Source organism: Brevibacterium antiquum (assembly GCF_016107655.1).
Lineage (GTDB): Bacteria > Actinomycetota > Actinomycetes > Actinomycetales > Brevibacteriaceae > Brevibacterium > Brevibacterium antiquum.
The window spans coordinates 134,233-155,934 of sequence record NZ_JABASX010000007.1 but is presented as its reverse complement, the minus strand read 5'-3'; the positions used below and the strand labels follow the sequence as shown (position 1 = coordinate 155,934).

Here is a 21,702-nt window from a genome sequence, read left to right as displayed (position 1 = left end):
CCCCCGGACCGCTAAACGCCCCGCTGCAACGGTATGAGTTAGCACTGACCGTAGGAGTCGGCAGCAGGTTGTCGACAGCGAGTCTGCGTTTCGCTCACCTGTCGCCGTCGTCAGAGTTCTCAGTGTCTGCGCGTTCTTCCTGTCCGCGGATATCTGCACGCATCCGATCCCATTCGGCCACTCGCTGGCCAATGATGTGTTCGTAGCCATTGGTGGTGGGCCGATACACCTTCTGCGGATTCATACCCTCGGGGAAGTAGTTCGCACCAGAGAAGCCTCCTGGCCTGTCCGGATCGTACTCATAGTCTTCCCCGTAGCCGAGGTTCTTCATCAGCGTCGTCGGAGCATTGAGAATATTTGCCGGAGGCATGAGGGAACCGGTCTTCTTCGCGAGCTTCTTTGCCGCATTGAACCCACGGTAGACGGCGATGGACTTCGGCGCGGTTGCCAGGTAGACGACGGCCTGGGCGATCGCGAGTTCACCTTCTGGGGAGCCGAGCCGCTCGAACACATCCCATGCCGCCAGCGCTTGTTGGACGGCTTGAGGGTCGGCAATCGCGATGTCTTCGTTGGCGAATCTGACCAGCCGTCGAGCGATGTAGAGGGGGTCCTCTCCGCCCTCGAGCATTCGTGCCAGCCAATACAGCGAAGCATCAGGGTCAGAGCCGCGCATTGATTTGTGCAGAGCGGAAATGAGGTTGTAATGCCCCTCTTGAGCCTTGTCGTAAATGGGTGCACGTTGCTGAACCAACTCGACAAGGCCAGAGGTGTCGAGAGTCCCGCTGACAGTTTGAAGCTGCTCGATGAGGTTAAGCAGGTAGCGGCCATCACCATCGGCCATTGCCACCAGTCCGTGACGTGCCTGCGCATCAAGAGGCAGTTCTTTGGCGATGGCCTCCTCTGCCCGTGCGATGAGCGTGGTCAGCACCTCCTCGTCGAGGCGTTTGAGGACGAAGACCTGACAGCGGGACAGCAGTGCGGAGTTGAGTTCGAAGCTGGGGTTCTCCGTAGTCGCTCCGACGAGCACGACCGTGCCGTCTTCTACATAGGGGAGGAAGGAGTCCTGCTGGGCACGGTTGAATCGGTGGATCTCATCGACGAACAGCATCGTGCCCTGACCGATCTCGCGCCGCTTGGCAGCCGATTGGAAGACTTTCCGGAGTTCGGCAACACCCGAGAAGGTCGCTGAGACCGACTCGAAGACGAGGTTGGTGCGTTCGGCCAGCAGCCTCGCAATGGTTGTCTTCCCACAACCCGGCGGCCCCCACAACACCATCGAGACCAGCCTGCGCTCGGCGACCATTCGACCAATCGGTGCGTCATCGCCAAGGAGGTGATCTTGCCCGATGACATCTTCAAGGGACTTCGGGCGCAGACGATCGGCCAGGGGACGGCCCACGTCGTCAGGCTCAAACAATGATGGCGGTTCTTGGCTCACGATGTCACCTCCATCTTCACAGCCTAATTGCCGCGGCTGATCGGTTGGTGCTCGCGCCGCTGCCTTGACGGACGCCACGGCGTTACGCGCGGCCCTTCGATGCCAGCGACACGGCACCGAGGCTGAGCAGGCAGACCACTGCTACCGCACCCAACGACACTGCGTAGGGCATGACGGGCAGAAAAGCCGCGAGCACCGTGGGCAGCAGAAATCCGGAGTAGGCCAGCGAGTAGTAGACGCCGGTGATCCCCGCGAGGTCTTTCGGCTCGGCGATGGCCTGGACGATGATGAGTCCGGCGACCACGCAGATTCCGTAGGCGATGCCGAGGACGATGGCGACGACGAAGGCGACGATCGGGTTGGCGACCAGAGCCGCGACAACCGCCAGCCCCATGCCGATGGTCATGAGCGTGAGCCCGACGACCAGCGCACGTCCACCCGTCCACCGGTTGATGCGTGGGACAAGGTTCTGCACCAGTGCCCCCGCGCCCAGGGTGACGACGGTCAGCACGGTCGCGTACATGGTCGTCCACTCCCCCAGCTCCTCCTGGACCAGAGCGGGCATGACCGCATAGGCAACACCTGCGGCGGCGAAGACCCACGGTGCGGCGGGGATGATGAGGCGGATGAAGGTGCGGTGGCCGACGAGCGGAATCCGCAGGCCTCGCCACCAGTGCTGGGCCGACCGACGTTCCCTCGTCAGAGTCTCTGGCGCAGTGCAGACGATGATCAGCGCCGCGATGCTCAAGACAGCGTGAACCGCGTAGGGAATCACTTCAGGCAAGGGCCCCCATTGCGCCAGGCAACCGGTGACCGCCGCACCCATGGCGAATCCCACGGTCAGCGTCAATGCAGGGCGGCGAGCGCCGGCGGTGATTCCGGCCTTGTGGTCGAACGGCGGAGACGAGAGTTCCTTGATCCAGCTGGTGCCCACAGACATGGCCACGCCTACCCCGATTCCCGCGAGCACGCGGCCCAGGCACAGCAGCCAGAAGAGATCGAAGCCGATACCGAGAAGAACACTGCCGATGATGGCGGCGATCGTCCCGGCGATGAGGATCGGTTTGCGGCCGCGTCGATCAGAGAGCGCCGAGGCGACCAAGAGCCCCGGTATCAGTCCACCGACATACGTGCCGAGCAGGAGGTTGGCCTGCCAGACGGCGTAGCCGCCGTCCTCTTCGTACATGTGCACGAGCGGGGTGAAGTGGTTGCCACCCCAGGCGAGCAGGAACATGGCCGGCACGACGCGAAGCCAAGCTCTGCCTCGGCGTTGGGGCACTGTTGTTGCGGAGTGAGAGATTGTCGTTGCGATCTGGTGGTCTGCTGTTTCAGTTGCGGGTTCTGAAGTCATTGCTGGCGATTCTGGGTTGAGTGCTGCGGTTTCCGATGTCACTGGTTCTCGGGGAAGTGCGAGGACTGAATGTGCTCGCGCACGACCTTTCCGAAGTCCTTGGCCTCACCGCGTTCTGCGAGATCAGTGAGCTCGGCATGCTCGTCGAAGAGGGTGTGCAGCGAACTGGGCTGATCGATGACCACTTGGTAGGTCAGGCGGGCCAAGCGCGGGCCCATCGTGGTCAGCATCTCCTCGACAATGCTGTTGCCGCCGCTGCGGATGATGCGGGCGTGGAAGGCGTAGTCGGCACTGGCGAAGTCGAGTGGATGACTGGCATCCAGAGCCTTCTGCTGCCGATCGAGGAGCGTGCGCAGGTCTGCCGCCAGCGGCGCGAAGTCGCTGTCGAGAGTGAATGCCTGGACGGCGTCGGTCTCGAACATGGCGCGCACCGCAAGCAGGTCGCGGCGCTCCTGCCGGGTCACCGTGGTCACGATCGCGCCCTTCTTCGGCACGAGGCGGACCAGCCTCCAGCGTTCGAGTTGGAGCATCGCCTCCCGAGCCGGTGTGCGACTGGCCCTCTGAGCCTCGGCGAGCTCAGCCTCGGTGAGGAGTTGGCCGGGCTCGTAGCGCTGCTCGATGATCTCGCGGGCGGCCCACGCAGCCATCCGCGCAGCGATCGGGGAAGCATCGTCGGTGGTCTCCCACGGGAGCGTCAGCAGGTCGTTCATTGCTCCACGCTATCAGATGCATACATTGATAGATGCATCAGTCATCGACGCACCTATCACCCGAAGGTGCTGAAGTTCCCGCGGAAGATCCCGGCCGGGTCCCGCTCCTCCTTGAGCCGGCGCAGCCGCAGCAGCGATTCTTCGGGCAGTGCATCCGCGAGGCTCTCGCTCGGGTTGAGAAACGTCACGGGCTTGCGTCCGGTCGTCGGCAGAGTCCGCGCCAGATCTGCCTGCTTCTTCGTGATGGACTCAGCGGCCTCCTCGGTGACGGGCAGTCCGAACATGTAGACACTGAACTGTTCACTCAATGCCCCGTGCGGATTGTCGGTTGCTCGCGCGAGCGCTCCGCCGAGGTGCCTGACCTGCACCGATAGCAGCGGAGCGATGGGCGTCTCGAGCAGTGCGTCGAGGACTGAGTCGTCGAGTGAGGTGAGCAGCTCCGCGCGGGAGCTGCCGGGAACAGGGTCGGTCGGTTCGGCGGTGATGGTTCCCAGATCCGCAACGCTCATCGGTGCACGAGTGTCAGAGAGCGGTGTCGGCAATGCATCGCTCGCGCGCATCAGGCTGCGGGCCTCAGCGTCGGATCCGATGTAGGTTGAGTCGATCGCGACCATCGGATCGGCGCCGGGGAAACTGAGGAGGCCCAGCCACAGGTTCAGATTATCCGGCGCGCTCGCTGTTATCGACCGGAACACCTCGGCGACTTCCCTCGCATGGGCGGCCGGCCAGAGCGAAGACCTGCGCTGGGAAGGCTCGTCGGAGGATCAGACATCGAGCGGTGCGGTCACGGACTATTCAGTGTCGAGCGATGGCGCTCCTCGGGCAATCTACTGGTTCCGGTTCGCATATGGCAGGCTCGCCTCCGTCGATGTGCTTGCCGATGAGACGATCCTGGCCTCTCTCGACATCGTGGTCTAGCTGTCGTTCAAGAACTCGGAACTCGTAGGCACTGTAGACAACGCCGGTAATACCGATAACGCAGTCAATACAGAATGCGAGACATTTTTTACTCAATGATCCTTGTCGGTTATTGTAGTCCTCGGCGCAATTGACGCGCCCGATGCCAAGCGAAATAGCGGAGGAGAAGCCCGGCCCACGAACTGGGTCTTCGGTGATGTGATCAACGTGGAATCAATTATCTGGAGCGCCATCACCCTCAGCTTCATCGTCGGAATGCTGTCGAAGGCTTTGCCACGAGCTCCAGGCGCCGTTGTGGGAACCGCGTGGGGAGCCACTGCATTGGCAGCAACCGGAGCTCTCCTATTCAAAGACACGACCGACACCAACCTTGAGATTGTGAGTCTCGGACTCATTGTCACATTCCCGGCATTCCTCACAGGTTTCGCCCTGGTCAGCCTGGTCGGTGATTGGAAGCGCGAGCTCACCGCCTGAAGTTCCTGGCGGTGAGCTCTGCGCTCAAAGAGTTCCGCTTCACTCCACGAGCTTGCCGACCTGGCTGATCTCCTCGTGGCGCATGAGTTCGGCGACCTCGGGATCGACGGCCGGAATGCTCTCCTTCACAACCCCAGTCGAGGGAGACCACACGAGGTTGACCTGCAGGTTCGCATCCTGCTCGGGGTAGTCGCTGCGATTATGGCAGCCACGGGTCTCCCTGCGTTCGAGCGCGCATTCGAGCGTCGCTCGAGCAGCCAGCACCGAAGACTTGAGGTCGAAGGCGTGCGAAAGGTCGGAGAATCCGGCGATGTCGGGGTGAATTCCCACGTCGCTCATGCGTGCTTCGATCGACGCGAGCTTCTCGAGCCCTTCGGCCAAGCCAGCCTCATCGCGGACGACTCCGGCATGCTCGGTCATGAGGTTGCGGATCTCGCGCTGCAGAGCTCGGACGTTCTCTGTCCCGGTGGAGGACAGGAGATCATCGATCTCGGCCCTTGCCTCGGCGATGGCAGGCTGCGACCGCACCTGCGCCCCCAGCTCAGACGAGTACGCGATCGCGGACTGCCCGACGATCCGACCGAAGACGAGGAGTTCGATGAGCGAATTGCCGCCGAGGCGGTTGGCCCCGTGCAGCCCGGACGAGGCCTCGCCGATGGCCCACAGGCCTTCGACGTCGGTGCTGTGCTCGACCGGGTCAACCCACACTCCGCCCATAGAGTAGTGCGCGGTCGGGGCAATCTCGATGGGGCTGACGGTGATGTCGAGCATCTGCGTCTCCATCATCGTCTGGAACACACGCGGCAGGCGGCCCATGATCGTCTCGCGCGGCAGGTGGGAGACGTCGAGCCAGACGCCGCCGTTCTCCGTGCCGCGCCCCTCGGCGATCTCGGTGTAGGCGGCCAGGGCCACGCGGTCGCGGGTGGAGAGCTCCATACGTTCGGGGTCGTAGCGTTCCATGAACCGTTCGCCAAGCGCGTTGCGCAGAATTCCGCCCTCACCGCGTGCGGCTTCGGAGACGAGGGTGCCGGCAGCGTTCTCGGGTTCGATGATGCCTGATGGGTGGAACTGGACGAGCTCGGCGTCGCGCAGGCGGGCTCCGGCCTCGACGGCCAGGCGGAAGGAGTCGCCGGTGTTCTCGTCGCGGCGGGAGGATGTGCGGCGCCAGATCCGGTTGTGGCCACCGGCTGCGAGGATGACCGCGTCGGCATGGATCCGGTAGCGGGAGCCGTCGACGACGTCGAAGCCGAATGCGCCGAAGATGCGACCGTCGGCGACGAGGAGTTTGGTGATGTAGACGCGGTCGAGGATGGGGACGTTCAGGGCCTCAGCACGATGAATGAGGGTGCGCTGGATTTCGAGTCCCGTGTAGTCGCCGGCGAAAGCGGTGCGACGCCAGGTGTGGGCGCCGAAGAAGCGCTGCGAGATCCGACCGTCGTCCTCCTTCGCAAAGTCCATTCCGTATCGCTCCAGGTCAGCGATTCCCTGCTCGGCTCCCTGGGTGACGATTTCGACGGTGCGGGGGTTGGCGAGGTCATAGGATTCCTTGATCGTGTCGGCCGCGTGCTGCTGCCAGGAGTCGTCGGGGTCCATGGTGGCCAGGGCCGCGTTGATGCCGCCGGCGGCCAGCGAGGTGTGCGCGTCATCCTTGGGTCGCTTGCCGACGGCGAGGACGTCGGTGCCGGATTCGGCGACCTCGATCGCGGCGCGCAGGCCGGATCCGCCGGTTCCGATGACCAGCACCGAGGTGGAGATCGTGTGTTCTGTGGTGCGGGCATTTCCCTGTGTGGAGTTCATGTATTCCACGCTAGGTTCGGCCGACTCATGCGTCCAATGTATTGTTTCGCTTGAGTTGATAGCGATACGCTATAAACATGAATCTGGAACAGCTCGCGAGCTTCGTCGAGGTCGCCAACACCGGTCATTTCACGAGGGCCGCTGCCACGCTTCACCTGGCGCAACCCTCATTGAGCCGGCAGATCTCGACGCTGGAGAAGGAGCTCGGCTCCGAACTCTTCCATCGCGCCCATGGACACATCAGTCTCACCGCCGCAGGCGATACGCTGCTGCCGACCGCTCGACGAATGCTCGCCGACGCCGAGGCGGTCCGCCGTGACATGGATGAGCTCGCCGGGCTGCGCAAGGGTCGCATTCGCCTGGGCGCGACGCCGACGCTGTGCGTCAGCCTCGTCGCCGAGGCGATCAGCAGCTTCCACCATGAGCATCCCGGAGTCGAGCTCGAGCTCGTCGAGAAGGGGTCGCGTGAGCTCATCGAGGCGCTGGGTGCCGGCGAACTGGACCTTGCACTCATCACGCGGACGTTGAGTCCGAGCGCGCAGATGCCGCGGCTGCGGATGCGGGAAGTGCTCAGTGAGGACCTGGTGGTGATCGCGGGGGCGGACCACCGTTCGGGCGGGAGCACCTCGTGGTCAGGCGACAGCCGCAGCGGTGCTCCACTCCTGCCCGGTGACACGGTCACGTTGGCGGAAGTCGCGGCACTCCCCCAGGTGCTGTTCCATCACGGATACGATCTGCGCGAAGCCACCTCGGCGGCCTTCGATGCGGCCGGGTTGGCACCGAACATCGTCGTCGAGGGAGCCGAGATGGACGCAGTGCTGCGCTTCGTCGAACGCGGACTGGGGGTCGCGGTCGTCCCGGCAATGGTCCTCGTCGATCGGCCGCGCCTGACCTCGGCACAGCTGCTGGAGCCGAGCCTGTCGCGAACGGTCAGCCTCGCCACCCGCGCGGACGTACGGCCGACCAGGGCCGCCTCGGCGATGGAGAAGACAATCCTCTCGACAGCTCAGTCGCTGACTGTAGAGGAACCCGGCCTGGCGGCGTACGTGAGAGTGATCGAGTCCGAAGAGAGATGACTATCCGAGCTGAACCGAATTCGGCGAGGCGAGCACTCAGTTCGACGCTCGGCCGATGATCTTTGCTGCGGCCTCGACCGCGAGAGCACCGAGCTGAGCAAAACGAGCCTCCGGAATGCGTTCCTTCGGCCCCCAGACGCTGATGACGCCTAGGGGCAACTGAGATGAATCTCTGATGGCTGCGGAGACTCCATGCACTCCCTCTTCGAGTTCACCAGCGGCTCTGCTGTAGCCGATGCGACGAATTGCGGCGAGTTCGTCCAACAGCTCGCTGCGCTGAGTATGCGTGGCCTGAGTGTGCCCGGTGAGGGGACGGGACAGAACTGACTCAATCTCCGCTTCTGGCAGCCACGCCAACATCGCCTTGCCGGCCGACGTCGCATGCAGCGAGACCTGCCGCCCGATCCACCGCACGGTCATCAGGCTCTCCGGAACAACTTCATCGACATACGTCAGACCCAGCTCCTTGGGAACCGCAAGACTGGCCGTCTCACCCGTCGTCTCCGTCAGACGAGTGAGGATCGGATGGCATCGAGCGATGAGCCGTTCAACCCCAGCCGTTCCTGCCAAGCGATTGATGGCAAGTCCGATGGTGTATCGGTTGGAGATGGGGTCCTTCTGGACGTAGTCACTGTGCTCGAGGGTCGCCAAGAGACGCCACGCTGTGGCGCGATTGAGGCCACAGGCCTCAGCTGCTTCAGCCACAGTGCATCCCCCTTGCGAACTCGCTCCGATCGCCTCCAGCAAACTCAAGGCACGCTCCAGGGATTGCACGCGTCCGGTGGGACTGCTTCTCTTCATCTCACTGCCGGCGTCGCCCATACCTTCTCCCTTGCACTGCGACAGTCATCGCTGCGCCCTAGCACCGTATCAGCACCGAAGAAGCACCGTATCAGCACCGAAGACATGCCATCAGCAGATTGACTGAGCACCATTTCAGTCTGCACAATATGAAATACACGTTCATATGATGCAAACTTGAGGAGATGCTCATGAACAAGGAAGCACCTGGGATAGTCACCCCGTTCGAAGGAACTGGCCACCTCACGTGGCAGGACGAGGAGACCATTCCCGCGCCGCTGCAGCTGTACACAACCCTCGTACCGGGGGAATGGGTCGACTACAACGACCACATGAGCGAATCGAGCTTCCTGCTCGCATTCGGAAACAACTCTGACGCCTTCTTCCGATACATCGGGATCGACGAGAGCTACAGAGACGCCGGACATTCGCTCTTCACCGTCGAAACACACATTCACAACATCGCTCAAGCCAGACAGGGCGACCGGCTCGCCCTGTCCTTGTCGGTGCTCGACCTCGATGCCAAGCGCGTCCACATTCTGCACACCATGACCCATGCCGACAGCGGTGAATCGGTTGCCGTCGGGGAACAGCTGCTCGTTCATGTCGACACGAATATCGGCAGATCATCTGAGCTGCCCCCTCACCTGCATGAGCGGCTGTCTCAGATCCAACGAGCACATGCCACGCTGCCACGCCCCGCTTTCATCGGTCGGCCAGTGGGCATTCGCCGCAGATAAACCCAGATTCGCCATCAGCAGAGCCGAACTCAAGGAGGACAGAGAAGATGGACTTCTCACTGGACATCGAACAGAAAGCCGTGGTCGACACCGTACGACGATTCGTCGATCGGGAGCTCATCCCCTACGAAGACGAGGTCGAACGACTCGACGAGGTTCCCGACGGTCTGGCCGAACAGATCAGGGACAGAGCCATCGAGGCGGGACTGTATGCGGCGAACATGCCCGAGGACCTCGGCGGCGGAGGGCTGGACCCGATCTGCCTGACCTTGGCCGAACGTGAATTCGGAAAAGCCTCCTATGCCCTTCACATGCTCGTCGCCAGGCCCAGCAATATCCTGCAGGCGTGCACGGGAGAACAGCGTGAGCGTTTTCTGCTTCCTGCCGTACGCGGCGAACGCCATGACTGCCTTGCGATGACCGAGCCCGGAGCCGGCTCGGACGTCCGCTCGATGACGACCAAGGCGGTGCGCGATGGAGACGACTACGTCATCAATGGCACGAAGCACTTCATCAGTCATGCCGACACCTCGGATTTCGTCGTCCTCTTTGCCGCTACAGGGCAAGAAGACACCCCGCGAGGCCCCCGCAATCTCATCACTGCCTTCCTCGTCGATATCGACACCCCGGGCCTCGAGGTCACACGAGGGTCTGCCAGCGTGTCCCATCGGGGATATCATCAGTGCGAGCTGGCATTCGTCGACTGCCGCATTCCCGCCGACCAGCGCCTCGGCGATGAGGGCCATGGCTTCGATCTGATGGACGAATGGCTGGGGGCCAGTCGCCTCAGCGTCGCGGCCACCAGCGTCGGCAGGAGCCGGCGCGTCTTGGACATGACCACCCAGTGGGCCGCCGAACGCGAACAGTTCCGTCAGCCGATCGGGAAGTTCCAAGGTGTCAGCTTCCAGCTGGCCGATATGGCGACCGAACTCGAAGCGGCGGAACTGCTGACGATGCGGGCGGCGAGCCGTCTGCACAGCGGAACGATGAGCAACCAGGACGCCGCCATGGCCAAGCTGTATGCATCCGAGGCACTTGGGCGGATCACTGACCGCGCTGTTCAGATCTTCGGCGGTATGGGGCTCATGGCAGAGCTGCCCATCGAACGCTTCTGGCGCGACGCCCGGGTGGAGAGGATCTGGGACGGGACCAGCGAGGTTCAACGCCACATCATCTCCCGCTCAATGCTCAGGCCTTTGGGCGCATGATGGTCGATCTGCTCCGCCTGCAACGTTTCCTCAATCCCCGAAGCATCGCCGTCATCGGTGGCTCAGCGGCAGAGAAGGCCATCGAGCAATGCCGAAACATCGGCTTCGACGGCACGATCTGGTCCGTCAATCCTCGTCGCACAACGCTGGGAGGTCTTCCGTGCTATCCGAGCGTCGGGGATCTGCCCGGCGTCCCCGACGCTGCACTTGTGGCAGTCCCTGCCGGAGGGGGCGTCGAGGTCGTAGGACAACTGGCAGACCTCGGTGCCGGAGGCGTGGTCTGCCACGCCTCGGGATTCGCCGAGGACAGCGCCGAGGGGGCCGAACTTCAGCAGCAGATGGTGGCCGCTGCCGGGAGCATGCCGCTGATCGGTCCGAACTGCATCGGCACAGTCAACTACCTCGACGGCGCGGCACTGTGGCCTGACGAACATGGCGGGCACCGAGTCGACCGAGGTGTCGCGGTCATCACACAGAGTGGGAACATTGCCCAGAACATCAGCATGCAGCACAGGGGCATGCCGCTGGCTTTCCTCGCCACCCTCGGCAACAGTGCCCAGCTGTCGACCGCGGATCTGATCTCCGGACTCTTAGAAGATGACCGGATCACCGCCATCGGCGTGCATATGGAGACTGTCGGCGACGTCGAAGCGCTGTCGCAGGCAGCCAATGCGGCTTTGCGGAAGAACGTACCCATCATCGCGCTGAAGTCCGGGACCTCGCAGCTCGGGGAGCAAGCCAACCTCAGCCACACCAATTCGTTCGCCAGCCCCAACGTTCTCGTCGATACGATGTTCTCCCGGCTCGGCATCGGCCGGGTCCATGATGTGTCGACCTTCATCGAGACCTTGAAGCTCCTCCATGTGCACGGCGCCGCACACGGAAATGCCCTGACCTCCGCCAGTTGCTCCGGCGGCGAAGCCGCCTTGGTCGCCGACGCCGCCGAGGCAGCGGGCCTGAACATGCCGCCGCTGCCTCCGGACACGCTGTCTGAGCTCGCCGAACTGCTGGGGCCACGAGTCCATGTACGAAATCCTCTCGATTACCACACCTATATCTGGGGCGATGAGGAAGCACAGCAAGCATGCTTCGAACTGCTGTTGGCCGCGGGGTCTGATCTGCACATCCTGACTGTCGATGTTCCCCGCGGCGATCGCAGCGACCCGAGCCTGTGGCTGGGGACCTTGAGGGCCTTCATCAGGGCACACGGCAATCGACCCAGTCCTGCGGCAGTGATCAGTCTGATGCCTGGGGGGCTATCGGAAGAGATCTCCGAGGACCTCATTGCCGCCGGCATCGTCCCGCTTCAGGGACTTCCGGAAGCCATGCTTGCTCTGCGGACTGCCGCAGCGATCGGAGCCGCCCAAGCTCGGCCGGAGCGCGAGGCCCTAGAACCGGGCAAGACGGACAGCAGCATGCTCACCGATGGCCACCTGGTCGACGAGGCCAGTGCTAAGCGACTTCTGACGCAACGTGGTTTGCCTGTGCCAGACGGATGCGTTGTGTCCACACCGGTCGAGGCTGGTCAGGCTGCTGCGCGACTGGGGTTCCCTGTGGTCGCCAAAGTGGTCTCACCGGTCCTGGCCCACAAATCCGACGTCGGCGGTGTGCGGGTCGGACTGAGGTCCGAAGGAGAAGTCATCCGCGCGGTCAAAGACATGGAGGAGCTGGGCGAGCGCTTCCTCGTCGAACACATGATCACCGATGGGATCGCCGAGCTCGTAGTCGGAGTGAAGAGCGATCCGCAGTTCGGAAAGGTCCTCACATTGGGCCTCGGCGGGGTTTTGGTTGAGGTCGTCCGTGACTTTGCCACCCTATTGCTGCCCGCCGGCCCCGATGAGGTCGAACTGGCGCTGCAGTCATTGCAGTTCTGGCCCGTCCTCGACGGCGTCAGGGGAAGACAGAAGGCCGACGTCCCAGCTGCGGTCACGGCCATCGGTGCGATCATCGACTACATCACCGCCGAGGCGGGTGGCATCTCTGAATTGGAGATCAACCCGCTGATCGTTCGCGCGCAGGGCAACGGGGCGGTCGCAGTCGACGTGCTGCTGCGCCAAACCGAAAAACTGCTCACTCCACCACGTGAAACCGAGTTCACACCACCACCTGAAACCACTGGGAGTCTCACATGAACGACCCTGTCACAGTCGACACTCATGACAGCGTGCTGCTGATCACCCTCGATCGTCCCAAGGCGAACGCCATCGATGTGGCGACGAGCCTGGCCCTTCACCAGGCATTTGCGGATTTCGAAGACGATCCCCATCTGCGTGTCGCGGTGCTCACAGGTGGTGGAGACAGGTTCTTCAGCGCCGGTTGGGATCTCAAAGCCGCAGCCGACGGCGAGGCGGTGGATGCCGATCACGGCCCCGGAGGATTCGCCGGATTGACCGAATACTTCCATCGTACGAAACCGATCATCGCAGCTGTCAACGGCCTGGCACTGGGCGGTGGTTTCGAACTTGCGTTGGCCGCCGACATGATCGTTGCCGCTGATTCGGCAGAATTCGCCCTGCCCGAGGTGCAGCTGGGCATCATCGCCGACTCCGGCGGTGTCCTTCGCCTGCCGAAGCTCCTGCCGACTCCGATCGCCACCGAAATGCTCATGACCGGCCGACGTATGGCCGCAGACGAGGCGCATTCGTGGGGGCTGGTCAACCGCGTCTCAGCAGCAGGTGACGTGGTCGTCGACGCCATGAACCTGGCTGCCGAAGTCGCCGCTGCTGCTCCCTTGGCGCTGCGAGCAGTCAAAGAAGTCACCACACTCGCGGAGACTGCCGGCATTGAGGACGGATTCGACCGCATGCGGTCGGGCCAGCTGCCTGGCTACCAAGCGATGCTCGCGTCCCAGGACGCACTTGAGGGCTCGAAGGCCTTCGCCGAAAAACGCGATCCGATCTGGTTGGGCCGCTGACCGCGTGTGAACCACCTGTCAGGTGTGGAGATCCAGCACGCGGACTGACGGAGCATAACCGCTCTGCTGAGGGTTCTGTCTACGACTTCGATCTGATCCCTGAAAAAGTGAAGTCCCGGAAGCATGTGCTTCCGGGACTTCACGCATCTCTGCCGACGTCGGGCGTCACACTAGCAGTGTGAAGAACGTGCGCTTCACTGAAGCAGAATCTGCAGTCTGAACCAGACTCCGTCTGCCCCAGCTTTATTCGTTCTTCGGACCATCGCCGGAGTCATCACCATTGGTGGTGCCGGGCAAGCCCTGGGCCTTGCGGCGCATGAGGAGGACGACGATGACGATGATGGCCAGGCCGCCAACGCCCAGCAGAACGATCATCGGGGTCGACATCCCGGAATCGCTTCCGGTCGACTCGCCGATCTCGCCGCGCTCTTCGGTGTCCTTGCCCGGTTCGTCGACGACGCCGCCGCCGAGTCCGGCCTGTGAGGACTCTTCGACCGAGCCGCCGGCGCCCTCGGCGTCGGCAATGGTGAAGTCGAAGTCACCGGAGATCGGGTGACCGTCCGATGACACAACACGCCAGGTGACCTTGTAGTCGCCGGGCTTGAGGTTGTCGGGCAGCGCCACGCTGACCTTCTTGCCGTCAGCGGTGAGTTCACCTGCGGAGACATTCTTGCCGTCGATGACGACCTTGACCTCAGATCCGACCTCTTGGATGTCTCCCGAGAAGGTCATCTCGATCCATTCCGGCTGCTGGTCGACCGTTGACCCGTCCTCAGGATTCGAGGAGACGAGCTGGTCATGGGCACTGGCCGGGGCAAAAGCAAAGACACTCAAGGCAGCCACCAGCAGGGCAGCGAAGCCGAGCTTGAGAGCGGACCACTGTGTTCGAGTCATGTCAGTTTTCTCCTTCAACGAATACCTTCAGTATTACCGAGTCTGCTCGGCCAAAGAGTGCAGATAGTCTGTGATTCCCGGCACGGACACTTCTATTGTCTCAAGAGTTTCTTCGAAATCCTTCAATTCCCCGTACCAGGGGTCGGGCACATCGGGTGCAGGGGCACCGGTGTCGGCACCGGCACCGACTCCGGCGGTGCTCTCGCCGGGAACTCCGACAGGAGTCTCCCCGCTGAGCCGGGGATCGAATTCGCGCAGCATCCGCAGCTCGGGGGCCACCTCGGCGGGCAGGTCGGCGATCATCTCATCCAGGGCACGGTAGTGACGGGCCGTCATCGCGATCGCCACGTCACGATCGGCCAGCCATTCGGGAGTGATCTGCCGGGCGACATGATCCTCGGTACGGTAGCCGCCGGTCTTCAGTACCCGCGCCTGAGTGGGGTCGATGGGGTTGCCGGCCTCCTCATCGCTGATGCCGGCCGAGTCAACAACCGCCTCGGCGCCGCTGCGTTCCAGGTGGTTCTGGAGCACGCGTTCGGCCGTGACCGAACGACAGATATTGCCCGTGCACACGAACACCACAGATGCCACCATTGCGCGTTCCTCCTCGTCGATCCGATACCCACAGCTGCGGTGGGCCACCGGCGCATGCGCACCGGAAACTCCTGACCATTGTCCCTGCTGATCACGATACTGTTGCACCATGACATCTGTTACATCGAACGCTTCTGCGCGCCCTCAGGACGATCTGTTCCACTACATCAACGGCGAATGGATCGACTCGTTCACCATCCCCGACGACCGTGCCGGCGACGGCGCCATGCGCGAACTCTTCGACACCGCTGAGACCAAGGTCCGCGACATCATCACCGCCGTCTCCGATGCCCCGCAGGAGCCGGGCAGCGAAGGCCAGAAGGTCGCGGACGTGTTTTCCTCGTTCATGGATCTCGACCAGATCAACTCGCTCGGAGTCACTCCCCTCGATTCCTCCTTCGCCGCCATCGACGCGGCCGAGGACAAGTCCGAACTGGCCAACCTCCTCGGCCGCCTTGAGGTCGAAGGCATCGGCGGGGTCCTCGGCGGCTACGTCACCGCTGATGCGAAGGACTCCGACATCTACGCCCTCTACCTCGACCAGGCCGGGATCTCCCTGCCCGACGAGGACTACTACTTCAACGACGACCACGCCGAGGTGCGTGTGAAGTTCGTCGATCATGTGAAGAAGATGTCCGCCCTCGGCGGAATCGGTGCCAAGAGCAACATCTCCGACACCGAGGTGGCCGCCAAGGTGATGGCGTTCGAAACCGCCTTGGCCCGCCATCACTGGGATCGGGTCGCCTGCCGTGACGCTGAGAAGACCTACAACAAGCTCACCCTCGATGAGCTGCGCAAGCTGGGGCCCGGCTTCGACTTCGACTCCTGGTTCTCCTCTCTGGCCGCCGACGTCGACGGTGAACTGACCTACCTGGTCATCGGCCAGCCCTCCTTCGTCACCGGCATGGCCGAGGTGTGGGAGCGCACCGACATCGAGACGATCAAAACCTGGCTGCGATTCTCCGTCCTCTCTGCCAACGCCTCGCTGCTGACCGATGAGATCGTCGAGGAGAACTTCGACTTCACCGCCCGCACACTCTCAGGCACCCCTGCTCTGCGGGAGCGCTGGAAGCGCGGTGTCGGACTGGTGCAGGGCCTCCTCGGCGAGGCTGTGGGCAAACTCTACGTAGCCCAAGAGTTCCCACCGGAGGCCAAGGACGCCATCGACCACCTCGTCGAGATGCTCATCAAGTCCTATGACAAGTCGATCAACGAACTCGACTGGATGAGCGAGGAGACGAAGAAGAAGGCCCTGGTCAAGCTCTCGAAGTTCACGCCGAAGGTCGGCTACCCCGAGGTGTGGCGTGAGTACCCGGCCGCGATCGACTCCTCTGACCTGGTCGGCAATGTCCGCCGCTGCGCCCGTGCCGAGCACGTGCGTCAGATCAAGCGCATCGGCAAGGAGATCGACCGCACCGAATGGCTGATGACACCGCAGACCGTCAACGCCTACTTCCATCCGGTCATGAACGAGATCGTCTTCCCGGCCGCGATCCTGCAGCCGCCGTTCTTCGACGCCGCCGGTGATGTCGCAGCGAACTTCGGGGCCATCGGCGCGGTCATCGGCCACGAGATCGGGCATGGCTTCGATGACCAGGGTTCGCGCTATGACGGCGACGGCAACCTCGTCGATTGGTGGACGGCCGAGGATCGGGAGCGTTTCGAGGAGCGCACCAATGCGCTGATCGCCCAGTACGAGGCCCTGGTTCCGGCCGGCCTGGACGCGGCGCAGCACGTCAACGGCGCGTTGACCGTGGGCGAGAACATCGGCGACCTGGGCGGACTGTCCATCGGTTGGAAGGCACTTGAGCTGGAGCTGGGTCGGGTGCCGTCTTCCGATGAGGCTGCGACGTTCTTCGAAGCCTGGGCGAAGGCCTGGCGGGCGAAGATGCGCACCGAGGAGCGCGTGCGACGGCTGAGCATCGACCCACATGCTCCGGAGGAGTTCCGCTGCAACCAGGTCGTGAAGAACATGACCGCCTTCCACGACACCTACGGCGTGGGCGAGTCGGACGGCATGTATCTGCCCCCTGAGGAGCGCGTCACCATCTGGTGAGCAGGGTTCCGGGGCTGGTGAGCAGGGTTCCGGGGCTGGTGAGCAGGGTTCCGGGGCTGGCGAGCACTGTTCCGGGCGGTCAGCGACCCTGACCTTTGGCAGCTACCGGGCGCACCATCGGCATGTGAGGTATATTACTTCGCATGCGAAGTAATATCAACGAGATCGAAGCCGTGAGCGTACGCATCCCCACATCGTCCGGCCCGATCCATGGACACGTGATCGAGCCGGGGAACTCTGAGGGCATTGCAGCAGTCGTCGTGCTCCACCCGGCTACTGCTGTCCCCGAGCGTCTCTACAGGGGATTCGCTGAGTTCCTGGCCGGCGATGGCTTTGCCGTCATCACCTACGACTACCGAGGGACCGGCAACTCAGGTGCGCCGAGTGAGAACCGAGGCATCCGAATGCGCGACTGGATGGCCCTCGACGTTCCGGCAGTCGCGCAGTGGGCCGGCGAGCGGTTTCCGGATGCACCGCAGCTTGCGGTCGGGCACAGCATCGGCGGCCATGCCCTGTCACTCGATTACGGCTCATCCGAGCTGCGGGGGTTCGTGACCATCGCGTCTCACGCCGGTGTCACCGCCGCCATTCCGAAGCTCTCGGAGAAGCTGCGAGTCGGACTTGTGCTGCGCGTGCTCGGCCCCCTCACGGCTCGGCTCCTCGGGTATGTGCCGGGCCGCCGCTTGGGCCTGGGCGAAGATATGCCCGGCGCGTCGATGCTGGAATGGAGCAGATGGTCGAGACTGCCCCGCTACTTCTTCGACGATCCCACAATGGGCGCCGCGGATCGAGCGGCGCGGGTGACGACGCCTGTTCTGGCGATCGGATTCAGTGATGACCTCTGGGCGACACCCGAGCAGATCGATGCCATTGCCGATCAATTGACCAGCGCCGAGGTGGAACGACGCACCATCGACCCAGGTTCCGTGGGCGCCTCGGCGATCGGTCACATGGGATTCTTCCGGCGAACGAATCGGGACGCTCTCTGGCCCGAGGTGAGCGCGTGGCTGCGACAGCGACTGGAGTCGATACCATGAGCCGCGTCCGCACGCCTCGTCTGATCTTCCTCCTCAGCAATGCCGAACGCTCCGTCCGACGTTGGATCGAAACTCGTGGCAGGTCGAACGGCATGACGGCCGCGAAGGGCGGGGTTCTGCTGTATCTGCGCCAGAACCCGGCGGCGACGATGAGCGAACTCTCGGCAGCGCTGCGGGCTTCCCCCGCCGGTGCCAGTGGGCTGTTGGCGAGAATGGAAGCTGGCGGACTCGTAGTCCGCGCCCCGGATGAATCGGATCAGCGCATCACACGGGTCACGCTGACCGAGCAGGGCAACCACGTTGCCAGCGAAACGATGACTGCGCTCGGCAGCCTCAACGCGGCTTTGACCGAGGGGTTCGATGAGCAGGAACTGGCCATAGTCGCTCGCTGGCTGAGTCACGCCGCCGATGCCCTCAACACCGCTCAGCGGTAACGGCGCCTTCAGCGCTCCTCAGCGGTGACGGCGCCCTCAGCGGTGCTCAGCGGCGACGGCGCCCTCAAGGTTCCTCAGCGGTGCTGGCGGATGAGACAGACCATGCGGTAGTCGAACTCTTCCCAGCTGGTGATCGGGGTGCTCGACTCCATGGCCGCCTCGAACTCATCGATCTCGTCGAAGTCCGACTCCAACGGGATGTCATAGGACATCTCGAGATAGATGAGTCCGCTCGCATCGGTGTGCACAACGTCGAATCCGGCGTTCTGCGGCGTCAGCTCATTGTTCATCACGATGAGCAGCTTGCCGTCGGTACCCGCGTACTCTTCCTCGATGCCGTCGACGTACCCCTCGGATTCGCGCAGTTCGCGCTGGGCTCGGATGACGAACTCGGCATACGCGCCGATGCCGATCACGGGGATGCGAGAGGTCAGGGCCTCGGTCGCGACCTTGACCAGGCGCGACCTCGCCTTGCGCGTCAGCGGCGCGACATCGCCTCCTGACATGGCGACGCCGTCGAAGCCGACCAGTGACTGAGCGCTGTGTTCGTGGTTCGGGTTGAGCAGCGTGGTGTCGAGTCCGAAACGGGCGTACCACGGCCGGGTCACCTTCGCGCTCTCTTCGTCCCACCAGACGTAGAACAGGAACGGCACGTTGATACCGGCTTCCGAGAAGTAGAACGGCGGGGTGCGCTCCCCCGCTGTGACCTCGAAGGGAACGACGTTGCCCTCGATCGGTGCCGGGCAGGTGGCGAAGGCAGTGAACGCGAACGGGTAGTTGACGGCCCGGTTGAAGTCAACGACCAGTGAGCCGTCATGGTTCGGGACACCCAGGTCGAGGGTCCTCCACGCGGGTGTGGACACTCCATTCGTCGAGTCGTGGAAGTCGAGCTGCAGTCCGCTGGCGGGGTTGCCTGTGGCCAAGAGCGTCACCTCGCCTGCCTCACTGGTGAATGAGACGGTGCCGACTGCCGGAGTCAGCACGTTCAGGTCGTCCTGCGCCGTGTTGATCTCGTGCACTTCAGGCTTCTCGAAGGGAGTGAACTTGGCGAGGAACACGAAGCCGGGGTTCGGGTCGAAGACGGGAACTTCGAAGAACTTGCCCAGCAGCGGCGACTTGGAATCGCGCACCCGGATTCCGATCCGTCCGGCACGGTCGATGAGTTCGTAGAGCACATTGCCGACGGTGAACCATTGGAGGGATCCACCGGTAGGCAGCTTCGCGCTGAATCCGTTCTCTTCGACCCGCACCTCGGGCCCTGCGATCTCGGGGATCTTCGGCAGAATCGTGGTGTCGCTCGGCACCGAAGCCGAGCTGGAAGGAGACGCAGCATTGGTGCTCGGGCCCGCCTCGGCGGACTTGCTCATCAGGTCGAAGGTCGCGGCAGCGGGACCGGCTTTGATCCCAGGCTCAAGGGCCACACTGACCCAACCGTCATCGTCGACAGTGAAGGTGCCGGGAGCGTCGGGCCAGGTCGTCGCGTCTTCGAGCCAGTGCAGACCGGACACACTCAGCCAGCCGAAGGGAGTCGCAAGTGCCGAGTTCCTCGAATCCCGCCAGGTGTTCCATTCGGTCACGAACTGGTTCACTTCGAACACTCCTTGCATTGCATTGTTTCTTGGTGCTGGTTCTCGGGTGATGGACGGCGCAGGCCGAGCGGTCGATGGCTCCTGAGGCACCAGCCCCCTCACCCGCTGCCGTGTCGACGCGGCCTCGAAAACCAATGCCCTTGTGGCCAAAGCTACCGCAAACGATAGGCTGTGAAAATGAGTGCATCGCCCGTGAGACCACGTACGAAAACCCAGGTCGCAGCCGATCTGGCAGACTTCATCAGTTCTTCTCCCAGTTCCTATCATGCCACCGCGACGGCGGCTGCACGATTTGAGGCCGCAGGTTTCCTCCAACTCGATGAGCGCGAGAAATGGTCTCTCGAGCCTGGTCAGAGCCACTATGTCATTCGGGACGGTGCGATCATCGCATGGCGGACTCCGGCAGGCAAAGTCGGCGCCTCCGAGGCTGGCGCGGATGAACCGTCGAGCGACTCGGGTGGACTTTTCAGCGACTCGGGTGGACTGCCCGGCACGGTTCCCGGCTTTCGCGTGTTCGGTTCTCACACGGACTCCCCAGCCTTCAAACTCAAGCCTGGCGAAGAGTTCACCACCGAGGGAACTCGCCAGATCGGCGTCGAGATCTACGGCGGGCCGCTGCTCAACTCGTGGCTCGACCGGGAGCTCGCGCTGGCCGGGCAGCTCAGCCTCACCGACGGTTCCGTCGTCCTCGCGCAGACCCCGCCCATCGCGCGCATCCCACAGCTGGCCATCCACCTCGACCGCCAGGTCAATGACGGTCTGACGCTGGACAAGCAGCGCCACACCACCCCCATCATCGGCCTGGCTGGTCTGGCTGAAGCCGATGTCATCGAGATCCTCGCCGCCTCCGCCGAGGTGGATCCGGAGCAGGTCGTGGGCCACGACGTCTACACGATCCCCGTTCAGTCCCCCGGGCTCTTCGGTGCCCAGGAAGAGTTCTTCGCCGCGCCGAGGTTGGACAACCTGTTGTCTGTCCACGCCGGTGTCTCCGCATTGGTCGACGTCGATGCTGCGTCGTTGGATTCCGTTGCACTCTTCGCCGGGTTCGACCATGAGGAGATCGGGTCGAGTTCACGCTCCGGTGCCTGCGGGCCCTTCCTCGCCGACGTCACCGAGCGCATCATCGCCTCCCTGTTCCCCGGGTCGACGCGCAGTGACTACTTGGCGTCGCTGGCCTCGTCGATCTGTGTGTCCTCCGACGCGGGGCATGCGGCCCACCCGAACTATCCGGAACGCCACGACCCTCATGTCCGCCCCCGCCTCGGCGGCGGTCCGCTGCTGAAGCTCAACGCCCAACAGCGCTATGCCACGGATGCCGTGGGCACCGCCGCCTGGTCGCAGGCATGTACGGCGGCCGGTGTCGAGTACCAGAACTTCGTATCGAACAACGCGATGCCCTGCGGGTCGACGATCGGCCCCCTGACTGCGACCCGCCTGGGCATGACCACCGTCGATGTGGGCCCGGCACTGTATTCGATGCACTCGGCCCGCGAAATGGTCGCCATCGAGGATGTCGTGGCGCTGGGTGCGGCTGCGAAGGCGTTCCTGCAGGGGTGAGCGCGGGGCCGCGGGGTGGTCGCATTCCCGCGGGGTGGTCGCATTCCCGCGGGGTGGTCGCGTTCCCGCGGGGTGGTCGCATTCCCGCGGGGTGGTCGCATTCCCGCGGGGTGG

The 21,702-nt window shown here is 63.5% G+C and carries 19 protein-coding genes; 10 read left to right on the top strand and 9 right to left on the bottom strand.

Going from position 1 to position 21,702, the window contains the following annotated elements; all coding sequences use genetic code 11:
• Window positions 1-94: 94 nt before the first annotated feature.
• The 4 genes from JFC13_RS13170 to JFC13_RS13155 form a co-directional block, all read right to left on the bottom strand.
• Window positions 95-1,438 carry a replication-associated recombination protein A gene (locus tag JFC13_RS13170; RefSeq protein WP_332839411.1) on the bottom strand — a complete coding sequence of 448 codons (1,344 nt, stop codon included), beginning with the start codon at window positions 1,436-1,438 and terminating at the stop codon, window positions 95-97.
• Window positions 1,439-1,520: 82 nt separating this feature from the next.
• On the bottom strand, window positions 1,521-2,789 hold the full coding sequence (locus JFC13_RS13165) for an MFS transporter (protein ID WP_232488587.1): 1,269 nt from the start codon (window positions 2,787-2,789) through the stop codon (window positions 1,521-1,523).
• A gap of 38 nt (window positions 2,790-2,827) precedes the next feature.
• Complete coding sequence (locus JFC13_RS13160) at window positions 2,828-3,499, bottom strand: GntR family transcriptional regulator (RefSeq protein ID WP_198397536.1); 672 nt, start codon at window positions 3,497-3,499, stop codon at window positions 2,828-2,830.
• A gap of 56 nt (window positions 3,500-3,555) precedes the next feature.
• Window positions 3,556-4,194 carry a hypothetical protein gene (locus JFC13_RS13155; protein WP_198397535.1) on the bottom strand — a complete coding sequence of 213 codons (639 nt, stop codon included), beginning with the start codon at window positions 4,192-4,194 and terminating at the stop codon, window positions 3,556-3,558.
• 430 nt (window positions 4,195-4,624) lie between these two features.
• Here JFC13_RS13155 and JFC13_RS13150 point away from each other — a divergent pair, with 430 nt between their 5' ends.
• Complete coding sequence (locus JFC13_RS13150) at window positions 4,625-4,891, top strand: hypothetical protein (protein WP_198397534.1); 267 nt, start codon at window positions 4,625-4,627, stop codon at window positions 4,889-4,891.
• Between the two features lie 39 nt (window positions 4,892-4,930).
• On the opposite strand, the gene JFC13_RS13145 is transcribed toward JFC13_RS13150, so the two are convergent.
• Window positions 4,931-6,688, bottom strand: a complete 1,758-nt coding sequence (locus JFC13_RS13145; RefSeq protein ID WP_198397533.1) for an FAD-dependent oxidoreductase — start codon at window positions 6,686-6,688, stop codon at window positions 4,931-4,933.
• 77 nt (window positions 6,689-6,765) lie between these two features.
• Here JFC13_RS13145 and JFC13_RS13140 point away from each other — a divergent pair, with 77 nt between their 5' ends.
• On the top strand, window positions 6,766-7,764 hold the full coding sequence (locus JFC13_RS13140; RefSeq protein ID WP_198397532.1) for a LysR family transcriptional regulator: 999 nt from the start codon (window positions 6,766-6,768) through the stop codon (window positions 7,762-7,764).
• 36 nt (window positions 7,765-7,800) lie between these two features.
• Here JFC13_RS13140 and JFC13_RS13135 read toward each other — a convergent pair whose 3' ends face one another.
• Window positions 7,801-8,565, bottom strand: coding sequence for an IclR family transcriptional regulator (locus JFC13_RS13135; RefSeq protein ID WP_232488611.1), 765 nt, complete (start codon window positions 8,563-8,565; stop codon window positions 7,801-7,803).
• A gap of 191 nt (window positions 8,566-8,756) precedes the next feature.
• Here JFC13_RS13135 and JFC13_RS13130 point away from each other — a divergent pair, with 191 nt between their 5' ends.
• From JFC13_RS13130 to JFC13_RS13115, 4 genes are read left to right on the top strand one after another with little or no spacing between them, the layout of a single operon-like run.
• Entirely contained in the window at window positions 8,757-9,305 is a 549-nt protein-coding gene (locus JFC13_RS13130) for a thioesterase family protein (RefSeq protein WP_198397530.1), read from the top strand.
• A gap of 47 nt (window positions 9,306-9,352) precedes the next feature.
• The gene (locus JFC13_RS13125) at window positions 9,353-10,513 is read left to right on the top strand and encodes an acyl-CoA dehydrogenase family protein (protein ID WP_198397529.1); all 1,161 of its coding nucleotides are present in this window, start codon (window positions 9,353-9,355) and stop codon (window positions 10,511-10,513) included.
• A complete protein-coding gene (locus JFC13_RS13120; protein ID WP_198397528.1) occupies window positions 10,510-12,645 on the top strand; it encodes an acetate--CoA ligase family protein in 2,136 nt (711 codons plus the stop codon). Before JFC13_RS13125 ends, JFC13_RS13120 begins: the two co-directional genes overlap by 4 nt.
• Complete coding sequence (locus JFC13_RS13115; RefSeq protein WP_198397527.1) at window positions 12,642-13,427, top strand: enoyl-CoA hydratase-related protein; 786 nt, start codon at window positions 12,642-12,644, stop codon at window positions 13,425-13,427. Before JFC13_RS13120 ends, JFC13_RS13115 begins: the two co-directional genes overlap by 4 nt.
• A gap of 243 nt (window positions 13,428-13,670) precedes the next feature.
• Here the strand turns inward: JFC13_RS13115 and JFC13_RS13110 are convergent, their stop codons facing one another.
• A complete protein-coding gene (locus JFC13_RS13110; protein WP_198397526.1) occupies window positions 13,671-14,321 on the bottom strand; it encodes a copper resistance CopC family protein in 651 nt (216 codons plus the stop codon).
• Between the two features lie 33 nt (window positions 14,322-14,354).
• Window positions 14,355-14,915: a low molecular weight protein-tyrosine-phosphatase gene (locus JFC13_RS13105; protein WP_198397525.1), complete on the bottom strand. Its 561-nt coding sequence runs from the start codon at window positions 14,913-14,915 to the stop codon at window positions 14,355-14,357.
• A gap of 109 nt (window positions 14,916-15,024) precedes the next feature.
• Here JFC13_RS13105 and JFC13_RS13100 point away from each other — a divergent pair, with 109 nt between their 5' ends.
• The 3 genes from JFC13_RS13100 to JFC13_RS13090 all read left to right on the top strand — a co-directional run bounded on the left by JFC13_RS13100 (window position 15,025) and on the right by JFC13_RS13090 (window position 18,442).
• Window positions 15,025-16,971 carry a M13 family metallopeptidase gene (locus JFC13_RS13100; protein ID WP_198397524.1) on the top strand — a complete coding sequence of 649 codons (1,947 nt, stop codon included), beginning with the start codon at window positions 15,025-15,027 and terminating at the stop codon, window positions 16,969-16,971.
• A 143-nt stretch (window positions 16,972-17,114) separates the two neighbouring features.
• Window positions 17,115-18,008 carry an alpha/beta hydrolase family protein gene (locus JFC13_RS13095; protein ID WP_198397523.1) on the top strand — a complete coding sequence of 298 codons (894 nt, stop codon included), beginning with the start codon at window positions 17,115-17,117 and terminating at the stop codon, window positions 18,006-18,008.
• Window positions 18,005-18,442, top strand: coding sequence for a MarR family winged helix-turn-helix transcriptional regulator (locus JFC13_RS13090; RefSeq protein WP_198397522.1), 438 nt, complete (start codon window positions 18,005-18,007; stop codon window positions 18,440-18,442). Before JFC13_RS13095 ends, JFC13_RS13090 begins: the two co-directional genes overlap by 4 nt.
• Window positions 18,443-18,516: 74 nt before the next feature.
• Here the strand turns inward: JFC13_RS13090 and JFC13_RS13085 are convergent, their stop codons facing one another.
• Window positions 18,517-20,031 (bottom strand): DUF1684 domain-containing protein, encoded by a 1,515-nt coding sequence (locus tag JFC13_RS13085; protein ID WP_332839410.1) that lies wholly within the window; start codon window positions 20,029-20,031, stop codon window positions 18,517-18,519.
• A 177-nt stretch (window positions 20,032-20,208) separates the two neighbouring features.
• Here JFC13_RS13085 and JFC13_RS13080 point away from each other — a divergent pair, with 177 nt between their 5' ends.
• Window positions 20,209-21,588 carry a M18 family aminopeptidase gene (locus tag JFC13_RS13080; protein WP_198397520.1) on the top strand — a complete coding sequence of 460 codons (1,380 nt, stop codon included), beginning with the start codon at window positions 20,209-20,211 and terminating at the stop codon, window positions 21,586-21,588.
• Window positions 21,589-21,702 lie beyond the last annotated feature (114 nt).